This is a genomic window from Paraburkholderia sp. SG-MS1 (assembly GCF_012275575.1).
GTDB lineage: Bacteria > Pseudomonadota > Gammaproteobacteria > Burkholderiales > Burkholderiaceae > Paraburkholderia.
Genome location: NZ_NPIH01000261.1, coordinates 1 through 13,217, shown reverse-complemented (window position 1 = coordinate 13,217; position 13,217 = coordinate 1). Strand labels below are relative to the sequence as shown.

The 13,217-nt window shown below is 64.9% G+C and carries 13 protein-coding genes; 1 reads left to right on the top strand and 12 read right to left on the bottom strand.

Translation table 11 applies throughout. The features are described 5' to 3' along the window. Positions 1 to 83: 83 nt before the first annotated feature. The 5 genes from CIC12_RS26465 to surE are packed head-to-tail and all read right to left on the bottom strand — an operon-like array spanning position 84 to position 4,749. A complete protein-coding gene (locus CIC12_RS26465) occupies positions 84 to 860 on the bottom strand; it encodes a 3'-5' exonuclease (protein WP_168668480.1) in 777 nt (258 codons plus the stop codon). 4 nt (positions 861 to 864) lie between these two features. Continuing rightward, entirely contained in the window at positions 865 to 1,947 is a 1,083-nt protein-coding gene (rpoS, locus tag CIC12_RS26460) for an RNA polymerase sigma factor RpoS (protein WP_168668478.1), read from the bottom strand. A gap of 11 nt (positions 1,948 to 1,958) precedes the next feature. Continuing rightward, positions 1,959 to 2,888, bottom strand: coding sequence for a peptidoglycan DD-metalloendopeptidase family protein (locus tag CIC12_RS26455; RefSeq protein WP_168668476.1), 930 nt, complete (start codon positions 2,886 to 2,888; stop codon positions 1,959 to 1,961). A gap of 5 nt (positions 2,889 to 2,893) precedes the next feature. Continuing rightward, complete coding sequence (locus CIC12_RS26450) at positions 2,894 to 3,994, bottom strand: protein-L-isoaspartate(D-aspartate) O-methyltransferase (RefSeq protein WP_168668474.1); 1,101 nt, start codon at positions 3,992 to 3,994, stop codon at positions 2,894 to 2,896. Then, positions 3,991 to 4,749: a 5'/3'-nucleotidase SurE gene (gene surE, locus CIC12_RS26445; protein WP_168668472.1), complete on the bottom strand. Its 759-nt coding sequence runs from the start codon at positions 4,747 to 4,749 to the stop codon at positions 3,991 to 3,993. Before surE ends, CIC12_RS26450 begins: the two co-directional genes overlap by 4 nt. Positions 4,750 to 4,990: 241 nt before the next feature. Between surE and CIC12_RS26440 the strand changes: the two genes are divergently transcribed. Further along, positions 4,991 to 5,965 (top strand): NADPH:quinone oxidoreductase family protein, encoded by a 975-nt coding sequence (locus tag CIC12_RS26440; RefSeq protein WP_168668470.1) that lies wholly within the window; start codon positions 4,991 to 4,993, stop codon positions 5,963 to 5,965. A 121-nt stretch (positions 5,966 to 6,086) separates the two neighbouring features. On the opposite strand, the gene CIC12_RS26435 is transcribed toward CIC12_RS26440, so the two are convergent. The 7 genes from CIC12_RS26435 to CIC12_RS26405 all read right to left on the bottom strand — a co-directional run. Further along, entirely contained in the window at positions 6,087 to 6,911 is an 825-nt protein-coding gene (locus tag CIC12_RS26435; RefSeq protein WP_168668468.1) for an ABC transporter permease, read from the bottom strand. 90 nt (positions 6,912 to 7,001) lie between these two features. Continuing rightward, positions 7,002 to 7,814, bottom strand: a complete 813-nt coding sequence (locus tag CIC12_RS26430; RefSeq protein ID WP_121318369.1) for an ABC transporter ATP-binding protein — start codon at positions 7,812 to 7,814, stop codon at positions 7,002 to 7,004. Between the two features lie 150 nt (positions 7,815 to 7,964). Next, entirely contained in the window at positions 7,965 to 9,002 is a 1,038-nt protein-coding gene (locus CIC12_RS26425; RefSeq protein ID WP_168668466.1) for an ABC transporter substrate-binding protein, read from the bottom strand. Between the two features lie 193 nt (positions 9,003 to 9,195). Then, positions 9,196 to 10,449, bottom strand: coding sequence for a CaiB/BaiF CoA transferase family protein (locus CIC12_RS26420; protein ID WP_168668464.1), 1,254 nt, complete (start codon positions 10,447 to 10,449; stop codon positions 9,196 to 9,198). Between the two features lie 132 nt (positions 10,450 to 10,581). Beyond that, complete coding sequence (gene recR / locus CIC12_RS26415; RefSeq protein ID WP_168668462.1) at positions 10,582 to 11,178, bottom strand: recombination mediator RecR; 597 nt, start codon at positions 11,176 to 11,178, stop codon at positions 10,582 to 10,584. Positions 11,179 to 11,484: 306 nt separating this feature from the next. Then, positions 11,485 to 11,811, bottom strand: coding sequence for a YbaB/EbfC family nucleoid-associated protein (locus CIC12_RS26410; RefSeq protein WP_007182071.1), 327 nt, complete (start codon positions 11,809 to 11,811; stop codon positions 11,485 to 11,487). Positions 11,812 to 11,877: 66 nt separating this feature from the next. Then, on the bottom strand, positions 11,878 to 13,217 hold a 1,340-nt coding region (locus CIC12_RS26405; protein ID WP_274597578.1), incomplete at its 5' end, for a DNA polymerase III subunit gamma/tau C-terminal domain-containing protein.

The window sequence follows — 13,217 nt, the reverse complement described above, 5'->3', positions numbered from 1 at the left end:
GCTGGTGTGTCGTCAGCCGCCGCGGCGGCTGGCGATCCCGCGCTGCGCCTCGTCAGCCGGCTCTGGCGCCGGCCGGCGCAACACTATTGCTCGAACGCCGCCAGATACTCGGCCCATTGCGGCGCGACCTCCAGCGCCAGCGCGTTCTTGACCAGATTGATCTCGTCAGCATACTCCGCCGCCGAAAACGCGCCGCGGATCAGCTGGAAGCGGCAATACAGCAGATACGTATTGACGACGTCGGTCTCGCAGTAATTACGGATTTCCTCGATGCGGCCTTCCCGATACGCGTGCCACACCTGGCTGCCGTCCATGCCCATCTTGCCGGGGAAGCCGCACATCTTGGCGAGCGCGTCGAGCGGCGCATTGGCGCGCGCCTGGTACATCGCGAGCACGTCCATCAGATCCGTATGACGCGCGTGATAGCGGCTGATGTAGTTGTTCCACTTGAACTCGCGGTCGTCCTCGCCGAGATCCCAGAAGCGGCTGGCGGGAATGCCGTTGACCAATGCCCGATAGTTCAGCACCGGCAGGTCGAATCCGCCACCGTTCCACGACACGAGCTGTGGCGTGTACTTCTCGATCACGCGATAGAACGACTGGATCAGCGCGGCCTCGCCATCTTCCAGCGTGCCGAGCGAGCGCACGCGGAAACCGTTGTTGTCGCGGAACACACAGGAAATCGCGGCGATCCGCTGCAGATGATGCGGCAGGAAATCGCTGCCGGTCTTTTCACGGCGCGCGGCGAATGCGTGCTCGGCGACTTCGGCGTCGCTCAGCGTGGGAGGCAAATTTTCGAGGCGGCGAATGCCGGCGACATCGGGAATCGTCTCGATGTCGAACACAAGAATCGGAGTCATCAGGTTATAGAACGGCGTCCTTCCGAACACCGTTGGAGGCGAAGAAGCGCTTCAGACGCACGAGCGCTTCCTGTTGGATCTGGCGCACACGCTCGCGCGTGAGGCCCATTTCGTCGGCCAGCTCTTCGAGCGTGGCGGGTTCGATGTGATTGAGCCCAAAGCGGCGCTCGATCACATGACGGTGCTTGTCCGACAGGCGCGCGAGCCATGCCCGCGTGAGCGTTTCCAGCTCGCGATGCTGCACTTCGGCATCCGGCGACTGACTCTGGTCGTCGGACAGCAGATCGAGCAGGCTGCTGGCCGGATCGAGATCGAGCGGCGCATCCAGCGAGGCCGTGTGCTCGTTCAGCGCGAGAATATCGGTGACTTCGTCGGTCGTCTTGCCGGTCAGATAGGCGATGTCGTCGATGCTGGCATCGCGGCGCTCGGCGGCTTCCCCGGAATTCATCGAATTCTTTTCCAGATGGCGCTTCGCGCGCAACACCTGGTTGAGCTCACGAATCACGTGCACCGGCAAGCGCACGGTGCGCGCCTGGTTCATGATCGCGCGCTCGATGCTTTGACGAATCCACCAGGTCGCATAAGTCGAAAAGCGGAAGCCGCGCGTCGGATCGAATTTTTCGATCGCGTGCATCAGGCCGAGGTTGCCCTCTTCGATCAGATCGAGCAAGGGCACACCGCGATTCAGATAACCCTTCGCGATACTGACGACCAGCCGCAGATTACGCTCGATCATCACCTGCCGCGCATCGAACTCGCCCGCCTTGGCAAGACGCGAATATTTCTGCTCCTCTTCGACCGTGAGAAGCGGCTTCACGCTGATGCGATTCAGATAATGCTGGATGGTGTCGGCCGTCAGCTCGGCTTGCAGCAGCGCGCGGAAATCGTCCGCATCCGGCGCGGCTTCGCTCGCACCTTCACGGGCGTCGCCGGCTTCGTCAGCGCCGCTCTGACGCTCGTCGAGATCGCGTTCTTCCGCGATCTCTTCTTCCACTTCCGAAGCGCCGCTTTCGTCCACCGCAGCGGACGTGGCTTGGCTGATCGTTTCAGACTCGGCTTGCGGCGGGCGGCGCTTCGATTTCGGCATGGTCGTATCGCTTATTGCGGCGGCAAATACTTCAGTGGGTCGACAGGTTTACCCTGACGGCGAACTTCGAAATGCAACATCACACGGTCGGAATCGCTATTGCCCATCTCAGCGATCTTCTGGCCTTTCGTCACCGCGTCTCCCTCTTTTACCATCAAAGCGCGGTTGTGTGCATACGCGGTGAGATAAGTTGCGTCATGCTTGATGATAATGAGATTGCCGTAACCACGCAGCCCATTTCCGGCATAGACCACGCGGCCATCCGCGGAAGCCTTCACCGGGTCGCCTGCGGCGCCGCCGATATTGACACCTTTGTTGGTCGAATCGTTGAACGTGCCGAGCAGCGGACCACGCACCGGCCACGCGAACGCGACGTTGCCGGATGCGCCATTGGCCGAGTCGCTGGCGGCGTTCGGATTGGCCGGCGGGCTCACGGCCGGGTTGTTCGCAGTCGCGCCGTACAGCGGCGGCACGGTGGTGCCGGCTGCGGCGCCGGCCGACGCACCGCCGAGCGGCGCACTCTGCACCGCGCCAGTGCCGCCGATCGGCGCGGTCGCGACACCCGGCGTCAGGCCGGCCGTGTTCGCACCCGGCGGCACGACACGCAACAGCTGGTCGACCTCGATCTGATTCGGGTTGGTCAGGTTGTTCCACGTCGAAATATCGCGGTAGTTCTGGCCATTCTCCAACGCAATCCGATACAGGGTGTCGCCCGGCTTCACGCGGTAGTAACCGGGCGGCGGCGGGCCGAGCGGCACGGCCGGCTGCGCGGCCTGGGTGCCGAGCACGCCGCCGCCGGAGCGGTCGACGACAGGCGCCTGGTCGAGCCGGGAAGCACAAGCCGTCATCAACAGGGACAAGGCGAGCACGCACACGCTACGTTGGGTTACGGTCATGGGGGCATTCAGGCTGGTTCTTTGCATCGCGCGCAACATACTCATCGGTGTCAAATCACTCCGGATTTTAAGGGTACAAAGAAAACGCGATCAAGCCGCGACTCGCGCCATTGCGCAGGCCCGAGGCGCTCGACCAGCGTCAGCACCTGGTTCTGGCCGTCCTGCGAGCCGACCGGCGCAACCAGACGGCCGCCGATCGCGAGTTGTTCAAGCAAGGCCTGCGGCACGTCGAGTCCGGCCGCGGCGATCACGATCGCATCGAACGGCGCCGCCGACGGCAACCCGAGCCGCCCATCGCCGTAATGCAACCGTATGTTCGGAATGCGCAATGGACGCAGATTCGTCTTCGCGCGCTCGGACAGCGGCTTGATGCGTTCGATCGAATACACCTCGCGCGCGACCTGGCTCAGCACCGCGGCCTGATAACCGCAGCCCGTGCCGATTTCGAGCACGTTGGTCAACGCTCGGCCGGCCGCGGCCAGTTCGATCATTCGCGCGACCACCGAGGGCTTGGAGATCGTCTGGTGATGACCGATCGGCAACGCCGCATCTTCGTACGCCTGGGCCGCGAGGCCCGGATCGACGAACATGTGGCGCGGCACCACCGACATCGCGTTCAATACGCGCTGATCGGTCACGCCGTTCGCACGCAGGCGTTCGACCATCCGTTCGCGGACCCGTTCCGAAGTCAGCGCCAATGCGCCGCTCAACGCGACGTTCGGCGCCGTCATGCGTTCGTTGGCGCGGGCGGCGGGTTTGGCGGGCGGTGCGGATTGCAGCGCGGTGCGCGCAGTCGGGCTTGACGCAGGCGCGGCCTTGCCATGCGCGGTCAGTATTGCGGGTTTGGCCTGGGCTTTGATCGATGACGACAGCAATGTCGACGGCGCGGCCTGCGGCTTCGGCTGCGTCATGGCTGCCGCCTGGCCCGGCGCTCTCGCTTGCGGCCCGGCTTGAGCCTTGGGCTGAAGCGCGCTCGGCGCTTTGCCCGGCGTTCTCGCCTGGGGCTTCGCCGGCTGCTGACGCGCATTCAGCGCCGCGCTCGCGGCGAGCGCCGCCGCACGCACTTCGCCGGGGCGCCCCTCGGGCCGGCGTGGTTCGCGCACCAGGTCCTCGAGGCCGAGCGGAAAGCGCTTGGCGCGCTCGCTCGTCATGAAGCGCCGCTGCCGGCGCGCGCCCAGTCGCGCGCCGCAGGCAGCATTTGCGTGTGGGTCAGGTCGAGCTGCAGCGGCGTGATCGACACACGGCCGTTGACGACCGCGTGGAAATCGGTGCCTTCGCTCGCGTCACGCGCGCTGCCCGACGGACCGATCCAGTAGATCGGCTCGCCACGCGGGTTGGTCTGGCGGATCACCGGTTGCGAAGGATGCCGCTTGCCGAGACGCGTGATATGCCAGCCGTCGAGCTGGTCGTAAGGCAGGTTCGGAATGTTGACGTTCAGCAATGGATGTCCGGGCAGCGGTCGCTCGAGATAATGCTTGACGATGTCGGCCGCGACACGGGCGGCGTCTTCAAGATGCACCCAGTCCTTGTCGACGAGCGAGAACGCGATGGCCGGCACGCCGAACATGATGCCTTCGGTGGCAGCCGCGACCGTGCCCGAATAGAGCGTGTCTTCGCCCATGTTCTGGCCGTTGTTGATGCCCGACACCACCAGATCCGGCGTATGGTCGAGCATGCCCGTCAACGCGATGTGCACCGAGTCGGTGGGCGTGCCGTTCACGTAGTAAAAGCCATTGGCCGAGCGCAGGACCGAGAGCGGCCGCGACAACGTCAACGAGTTCGACGCGCCGCTGCAATTCTGTTCGGGGGCCATCACGGTGACGTCCGCAATCGGCTTGAGCGCTTCGTAAAGCGCGGCAAGGCCCGGCGCCAGATAACCGTCGTCATTGCTGAGTAGGATTCGCATGCGGCGATTGTAACCGAGGAAAGATGGCACGCGAACGACACGGCGGCTACGCGCACGCCGTTCGCGACGCGTGCGTGCAACGTTTGCGGTGCACGATTCTGAGCGCTCGTCCCCGCTGCGCCGCATGCAAGCCGATCGCATGTCGCACGATGAAAACGCACGATCGTGCTGATTGCCTTACACTCGGACTGCTTGCGAAAGTTTGCGAATGTTTGCGACCCCTGATCGATATGGAGACACGATGCGCGCAATTCGCTGTAATCAATACGGGCCGCCGGAGAGCCTGGTCGTCGACGACCTGCCGGACCTCGTGCCGCCACCCGGCCACGTCGTGATCGACGTCAAAGCCGCAGCCGTCAACTTCCCCGACGTGCTGATCATCGAAAACAAATACCAGTTCAAACCACCTCTGCCCTTCACGCCCGGCTCGGAAGTCGCGGGCGTCGTGCGTGGGGTCGGTGAAGGCGTGACGCAGTTCAAGCCCGGCTCGCGCGTGGTCGCATACACCGGTTCGGGCGGCTTCGCCGAACAGGCGCTGGCGCCGGCTGCGGGCTGCGTGCCGCTCGCGGAGGGCGTCGAGTTCGACGTGGCCGCGGCGTTCACGCTTGCGTACGGCACCTCGCATCACGCGGTGGTCGACCGCGGCGCGTTGCGGGCCGGCGAAACGATGCTGGTGCTGGGCGCGGCAGGCGGCGTCGGGTTGGCGGCCGTCGAGATCGGCAAGGCGCTCGGCGCGCGCGTGATCGCAGCGGCGTCGAGCGACGAGAAGCTCGCCACCTGCGTTGAACACGGCGCGGATGCGACCATCAACTACAGCACTGAAGATTTGCGTGAGCGCATCAAGGCGCTCACTGACGGCAAAGGCCCGGACGTGATCTACGATCCGGTCGGCGGCGGGTATTCGGAACCGGCGTTTCGCAGCATCGGCTGGCGGGGCCGCTATCTGGTGGTCGGTTTCGCGAATGGCGAAATTCCGAAATTGCCGCTCAATCTGATGCTGCTCAAAGGCGCGAGCGTGGTCGGTGTTTTCTGGGGTGATTTCGCGAAGCGCGAGCCGCAGCACAATCACGCCGCGTTCGAACAGATGACCGGCTGGATCCGCGAAGGAAAGCTCAAGCCGTACGTGTCCGCCCACTATTCGCTCGACGACACCGGCCGCGCATTGCGCGATATGGCCGAGCGTCGCGTGATCGGGAAGGTGGTGATTATGCCTTGAATGAGGGCGCGTTTGATCGACGGCAAAACGATGCCTGACCGATCGAGCGGCACAAATGAAAACGGCGTGCGGTTTGAAAAACCGCACGCCGTTTTCTATCGAGCGCTCGCGCCAGCAGCGACTAGAGTTTCTCGGTGTCGCCGGTCTTCGGCTGCCACTTCATCAGGTGCCGCTCGCCTATGCCGACTATTGCGTCGAGCACCAGTGCGAACGCGGTCAACACCAGAATCCCCGCGAACACGGTATTGATATCGAAGGTGCCTTCGGCTTGCAGAATCAGATAGCCGACGCCGCGCGCCGAACCGAGATATTCGCCCACCACGGAGCCGACGAACGCGAGGCCGACCGACGTATGCAAGCTGGAAAACACCCAGCTCATCGCGCTCGGCAAATAGACGAAGCGCAGCAACTGCTTGCGGTTCGCGCCGAGCATGCGCGCGTTCGCGAGCACGACCGGGCTGACTTCCTTCACGCCCTGGTAGACGTTGAAGAAGACGATGAAAAATACCAACGTCACGCCCAACGCCACCTTCGACCAGATGCCCAAACCGAACCACACGCCGAAGATCGGCGCGAGGATCACGCGCGGCATCGAGTTGGCGGCTTTCACGTACGGATCGAACAACGCGCTCGCGAGCGGCGCGAGCGCGAGCCACAGACCGACGCCGAGTCCGAGCGCGGTACCGAGCACGAACGCGAGCACGGTCTCGACCAGCGTGATCCATAGATGCAGATAGATCTCGCCGCCCGTGAACCACTCCCAGATCCGCTGCAACACCTTCTGCGGCTCGCCGAAGAAGAACGCGGCCTTGTTTGGGTCGTCGAAATAGAACGCTGGCAGCAGCGTCGGGCTGGTCAGCACGTACCAGAGCACGAAGCACAGCACGAGCAGCAGCCATTGCCAGATCACCAGATTCGCCCGCCTCGGGCGTAACGTCTTCCACATGACTCGGTTTGCCTTGGACGATTGGAACAACGCGCTGGGCGAGGCGCGCATACGCGCGCGGCACGGCACAGCGCCAGACGACGCGCGTGTTTAAACCGCGCTGAGTTGCTGCTGATACCCCTTGAGCACCTCATCACGCAACACGCTCCATATCTGCGCATGCAGCTCGACGAAGCGCGGATGCGCACGAATTTCCGCGACGTCGCGCGGACGCGGCAGATCGATGGTGAATTCGCCGATCGGATGCGTGCCCGGCCCCGCCGACAACACCACCACGCGATCGGACATCGCAATCGCCTCGTCGAGATCGTGCGTGATGAACAACACCGCCTTGCGTTTGGCGGCCCACAGATCGAGTAGTTCGTTTTCCATCAACTGGCGCGTCTGGATATCGAGCGCGGAAAACGGCTCGTCCATCAGGATGATGTCCGGATCCAGAATCAGCGTCTGCGCCATCGCGACGCGCTTGCGCATGCCGCCCGAGAGTTGATGCGGATAACGGTCGCCGAAGCCGCCGAGACCGACTCGCTTTAACCACTCGTCGGCTTTGGCGCGCGCTTGCGGCGCCGGCACGCCTTGAAACGAGAGGCCGGCCATCACGTTGTCGATCGCCGAGCGCCACGGCATCAACGCGTCGGCCTGGAACATATAGCCGGCGCGCCGGTTGATGCCGTCGAGCGGCTCGCCGAACACGCTGACCGAACCCGAGGACGGCGTCAGCAAGCCCGCGCCGACGTTCAGCAGCGTGGATTTACCGCAACCGGTCGGACCGACCACCGAGACGAACTCGCCCGGCGCGATGCGCAACGTGGTGTCCTTGACTGCCGTGTAGCGCTGCGCACGGTTGTCGCGCGCGGCGAACGTGCAGGTGATGTTGTCGAGCGCCAGAGCGGCTACGGTCATCGTTCGGCTCGCTTGTTCGAAGATCGGTTGGATGAGAGGGGGTGTTGTGGCGGCGACATGAAATCGCGTTGCGCGCGCAGCGGCGCGAACGAGGCGAACCCACCGAATGCCACGTCTGCGCTGCCTCGCGCGCGCGTGTCCGGGCGTGCTTTACACCTTGACCGTGGTCAGCGCTTTCTTCACGAAGTCGTTGGTCCAGGCCTTCGACAGATCGATCGGCTTGCCCTGCACATTGGGATCGAACGCCTGCAAGGTCTTCAGCGACGTCGCGGGACCGTCGGCGGGCATCAGGCCGTCGGGTGACATCGCTTCCTTCACATGCTGCCACGCATCCAGGTACACCGCGCGATCACCGAGCAGATAGCCTTCCGGCACCGTGTTGATCAGCTCGCTGCCGGTCGATGCCTGCAGCCACTTGAGGGCACGCACCATCGCGTTCGTGAGCGCCTGCGTCGTGTTCGGATTCTTCGTAATGAAGCTCTGCGACGCGTACAGGCAGCCCGCCGGCATGTTGCCGCCGAACACGCTGCGCGTATCGGCAAGCGTGCGCGTGTCGGACACGACGCGGATCTCGCCGGTGCGCTCGAGCTTGGTCATGACCGGGTCGAGATTGGCGATCGCATCGATCTGCCCCGACTGCAGCGCGGCGATCGCCCCGGCGCCCGCGCCCACGCCGATGAACGCGACATCTTTCGCGCTCAGCCCGGCCTTCGCGAGCACGAAGCTCGCCATGATCGAGGTCGAGGAACCCGGCGCCGTCACGCCGATCTTCTTGCCCTTGAGATCGGCGATGGATTTGTAGTTCGGCATCGTCTTCTTCGATACCGCCAGCACGATCTGCGGCGCGCGCCCTTGTAGCACGAATTCGCGGAACATCTGCTTCTGCGCCTGCAGCAGCAGCGTGTGTTCGAACGCGCCGGAGACCACGTCCGCGCTACCGCCGACCGCGGCCTTTAGCGCTTGCGAGCCGCCGGCGAAATCGGAAATCTCGACATCGAGGCCTTCGTCCTTGAAGTAATTGCGCCGCTCGGCAATCGTCAGCGGCAGGTAGTAGAACAGGTTCTTGCCGCCGACCGCGATCGCTACTTTGGTGGTTTCGGGTTTGCCTTGCGCGAAAGCGAGCGGCGAAGCTGCGAGCGTCGCGCCCGCGAGCGCGGCACTACCGGCGAGGAAGGTTCTGCGTTGCATGGTCTGTCGTCTCCCAACTTTTGTTGTGCGGCTTTCTTGAAGCTTTTTTTTCGCGGCTGCTCGCGGTTGCCCTTCACCCGCGATCACAACCACTTTCGCAGCCGTTTTTATCGCTGCTCTGTTTTCTTGCGCGGCGCTCGTAGGCGCCGCCTTCGTGTCCGGCGTCGCGCGACTGCTTGCGCCGTGCCAAGCTTCACACTATCTGTTGCGCATGCAGCCTTGCGATGTCGCCAGCATCATAACCTAGCGATTGCAGGACTTCATCGGTATGTTCACCCAGTTCGGGACCGAGCCAGCGCGTCTCGCCTGGGGTCGCGGACAGCTTCGGCGTGACCGATGGCAGCGTGATCTCCTTGCCGTCCTGCCATTTGAAGCGCTGGATCATCTGGCGCGCCATGAACTGCGGATCGGTGAACATATCCGCCACGCTATAGATACGGCCAACCGGCACATCGGCCGCGTTCAGCACAGCGAGCGCTTCGTCGATGGTGCGCGTGGCGAGCCACGCGGCAATCGCGCCGTCGATCTCCTGCGTGCGCGGCACGCGCCCGTCGTTATGCGCGAGCCCCGGATCGTTCGCGAGATCCTCGCGCTCGATTGCCACCATCAGACGCTTGAAGATCGGATCGCTGTTACCGCCGATCACGATGCTGCCGTCGCGGCACGGATACGTGTTCGACGGCACGATGCCCGGCAGCGATGCGCCGGTACGCTCGCGCACCATGCCGTACACGCCGTATTCGGGCACCACGCTTTCCATCATGTTGAAGACGGCCTCGTATAGCGCGACGTCGACGACCTGCCCTTTGCCGCCGTTGACCTGCTTGTGATGCAGCGCCATCAACGCGCCGATCACGCCGTGCAGCGCGGCGATCGAATCGCCGATCGAAATGCCGATGCGCGGCGGCGGCAAATCCGGATAGCCGGTGATATGCCGCAAGCCGCCCATCGATTCGGCGATCGCGCCGAAGCCGGGCCGGTCACGATACGGGCCGCTCTGACCATAGCCGGACAGACGCACCATCACGAGGCCGGGGTTTTCCGCGGACAGCACGTCGTAACCGAGTCCGAGTTTCTCCAGCAGACCCGGCCGGAAATTCTCGACGACGATGTCCGCTTCTTTCGCGAGGCGACGCACGATCTCCTTGCCCTCTTCGGCCTTCAGGTTGATCGTGACGGATTTTTTGTTGCGCGCCTGCACGGCCCACCACAGCGAGGTGCCGCCGACTTCCGGATAAAGCTTGCGCCATTTGCGCAGTGGGTCGCCGCCTTTAGGGTCTTCGATCTTGATGACGTCGGCGCCGAACTCGCCGAGAAACCGCGCGGCGAACGGGCCGGCGATCAGCGTGCCGAGTTCCAGGACCTTGACGCCGGCGAGCGGGCCGCGGGGTGCCTGATTCTGGCCGTCATGCGCGGCGCTCGCATCTGCTTCGGGGGTAGCGCTCATGTGTCTCCTTTCTTGTGGTCCCGACCTGCGCGGTTTCAACCTGTGCGGTCATCACGGTATCGGGTGCGGCTGCGGCGCGTGCCCGATGCCGCAGCTGCCGCCCGCTCAGCGCGACGCGCGGGCCACCGTGGCTTACATCGAACGCCTGTCGAGCATCGCGCGGGCGATCGTGCCGGCGTCGACATACTCCAGTTCGCCGCCCACCGGCACGCCGCGCGCGAGACGCGTGACGGCGAGACCGCGCGCCTTGAGCGTCTGCCCTAGGTAGTGCGCGGTCGCTTCGCCTTCGTTGGTGAAATTCGTCGCGAGCACGACTTCCTTGACGACCCCATCCGACGCACGCCTGACGAGCCGATCGAAATGAATTTCCTTCGGGCCGATGCCGTCGAGCGGACTCAGCCGCCCCATCAGCACGAAATACAGCCCGCGGTAGGTCATGGTCTGCTCGAGCATGATCTGGTCGGCAGGCGTTTCGACGACGCACAGCAGCGTCGGATCGCGCTCTTCATCGAGGCAGACTTCGCAGATCTGCGCTTCGGTAAAGGTGTTGCACTTCTCGCAGTGCTTCAGATGCTCGGTCGCGAACAGCAACGAGCGGCCGAGCTTCCCGGCGCCCTCGCGATCGTGCTGCATCAGGTGATACGCCATGCGTTGCGCGGACTTCGGTCCGACTCCGGGCAGCGCGCGCAGCGCTTCGACGAGCGCCGACAAGGCGGAAGGTTGTTTCATGCGGATCGGCGTCGAAGTGGATGATGCGTGTGATGGATGCGGGCAGCGATGCGGTGAATTCGGTCAGGCGTTGTCCGCCAGCGCGGTCATGGTCGGTAGGCCTGCGTGCTCGCGTCTGATGAACGGTTCGAGCGACCCGGCGCGCACCCATGTGAAGGGACGGCGCATACGGGACGCGCGCTACGTCCAGGCCGTTCGGTTCACACGTTGCCTTCGCGCGTGCCGCTCGGCGCTGGCGGTCGGCACGCTCGGTTCACGCCGCGGCGACAGCAGCCGCGGCACTTACGCGCGTGGCGACGGCGTCGTTCAGAACGGCAGCTTGAAGCCCGGCGGCAGCGGCAGACCGGAGGTCATGCCGCCCATCTTTTCCTGGGCGGTGGCTTCGGCCTTGCGCACAGCGTCGTTGAACGCCGCTGCGACGAGGTCTTCCAGCATGTCCTTGTCGTCCGCGAGCAGGCTCGGGTCGATCGACACGCGGCGCACGTCGTTCTTGCAGGTCATCGTCACCTTCACGAGACCCGCACCCGACTGCCCCTCGACTTCGATCAGCGCGAGTTGCTCCTGCATCTTCTTCATGTTTTCCTGCATCTGCTGGGCTTGCTTCATCAGCCCGGCGAGTTGGCCTTTCATCATGGACATGCTCCTTCTTGATAGCGTGAAATCTGGAATCCGGTTCGCTACAGCGGAAAACGCAGCAAATCAGTGGGCAGGCGACGCGCCGTTCGCGGCGGCGTCCGTTGTAATCGGGCGGATCGAGCCGGGCACGATGCTCGCGCCGAACTCGCGGATCAGCGACTGCACGAACGGATCGGCGCCGATCTCGCGCTCCGCTTCCTGCTGACGCTGCGCGCGCATCGCGGCGTCGCGCGCGGCGGCGGTGCGGCGCGCCGCACCGACTTCGACCAGCACGTCGATCTGCCGGCCGAGCCTTTCCGCCAGCGCGGCCTTCAGTTTAGCGACCTGCGACGCTTCCGCGTACTGCGGCACCGGCACATTCAGTTTGAGCGTGCTGCCGTCGAGCGCCATCAGTTCACTGTTGAACGCGAGCTGATACGAAATGCCCTTGAGCGGCAAATCGACGGCGAGCGCGGGCCAGTCGCCGTTGAAACCCAGCGGCTCGAGCGGCACGGCGGGCGGCAGCGGCCGCGAGTCGAGCACCGGCTCTGCCGCAGCGGCGGCCGGCGCGTTCACGCTGACGTCGTCGGGACCGCGGTCGAACACGGGCATGTAGTCGTCGTCGAGCGGGCCAAAATAGCCATCGCCCGATGCCGCGATCGGCACGTAATCGTCGGGCGGCATGTCGTCCCACGCCGGCATCGACGAGCTGTTCTGCTCTGCGCCATTGCGCCCGGCCGAGGGCGACGGCGCACGGGCGACCGGCGCGGCATCCTGCTGCGGCGCGCGGCGCGGTGCACCAGGCTCCGGCGCCGGGACGACCACGCGCGGCGCTGCCGGCTTCGGCGCGACCGGCGCTACGGGCTTCGTAGCCGCCGCCGAAGTGGCACGGCCACGGTCCGACGATACTTTCAGACCGGCGCTGCGCAAGACGTCGAGTGCGGCGCTCGCGCCGCCGGCGCGGCGCGGCGCGGCATCGGCTGCGGGCGCGGCCCGCTCGGAAGGCGCTTGCCGTGCGGCTGCGGCCTGCTCCGTGCGCGCGAGCGCGGCAGTCGCCGGTGCGGTGAGCGCCGAGGCCGATGTTGGGTCGTTCAGAGCGGACGCGACGGGCGCTTCGTTTGAGGTGGCGCGGTTGAGGGTAATACTTGCTGCGGCGGCTTCGTTTGCGTTTGCGTCGTCGAAGCGAGCGTGCGTGGCGGGTGGATTGCCCCCTGCGTCAGCGAGGTTCGCGTTTGCGGAACCCTCGTTAGAATCCGTATCGCGAGGCGTGTCGTCCCAAGGTGCCAACGCGCGCGCTGCGCTCGCAACTGTTGTTGCGGGCGTAGCGTTTGACGACGCAACCGCTTCCCCGACAGCGTTCATCGGCGCGGCGACGACTCCCGCTTCGGCATTCGGTGATTGCAGCGTCGCGGCGTCTTGCGCAG

Excerpts from the sequence above, each read along its gene's own strand:
- CIC12_RS26465 (WP_168668480.1), bottom strand. The coding sequence starts at position 860 with ATGACTCCGATTCTTGTGTTCGACATCGAGACGATTCCCGATGTCGCC.
- rpoS (WP_168668478.1), bottom strand. The coding sequence starts at position 1,947 with ATGCCGAAATCGAAGCGCCGCCCGCCGCAAGCCGAGTCTGAAACGATC.
- CIC12_RS26455 (WP_168668476.1), bottom strand. The coding sequence starts at position 2,888 with ATGAGTATGTTGCGCGCGATGCAAAGAACCAGCCTGAATGCCCCCATG.
- CIC12_RS26450 (WP_168668474.1), bottom strand. The coding sequence starts at position 3,994 with ATGACGAGCGAGCGCGCCAAGCGCTTTCCGCTCGGCCTCGAGGACCTG.
- surE (WP_168668472.1), bottom strand. The coding sequence starts at position 4,749 with ATGCGAATCCTACTCAGCAATGACGACGGTTATCTGGCGCCGGGCCTT.
- CIC12_RS26440 (WP_168668470.1), top strand. The coding sequence starts at position 4,991 with ATGCGCGCAATTCGCTGTAATCAATACGGGCCGCCGGAGAGCCTGGTC.
- CIC12_RS26435 (WP_168668468.1), bottom strand. The coding sequence starts at position 6,911 with ATGTGGAAGACGTTACGCCCGAGGCGGGCGAATCTGGTGATCTGGCAA.
- CIC12_RS26430 (WP_121318369.1), bottom strand. The coding sequence starts at position 7,814 with ATGACCGTAGCCGCTCTGGCGCTCGACAACATCACCTGCACGTTCGCC.
- CIC12_RS26425 (WP_168668466.1), bottom strand. The coding sequence starts at position 9,002 with ATGCAACGCAGAACCTTCCTCGCCGGTAGTGCCGCGCTCGCGGGCGCG.
- CIC12_RS26420 (WP_168668464.1), bottom strand. The coding sequence starts at position 10,449 with ATGAGCGCTACCCCCGAAGCAGATGCGAGCGCCGCGCATGACGGCCAG.
- recR (WP_168668462.1), bottom strand. The coding sequence starts at position 11,178 with ATGAAACAACCTTCCGCCTTGTCGGCGCTCGTCGAAGCGCTGCGCGCG.
- CIC12_RS26410 (WP_007182071.1), bottom strand. The coding sequence starts at position 11,811 with ATGATGAAAGGCCAACTCGCCGGGCTGATGAAGCAAGCCCAGCAGATG.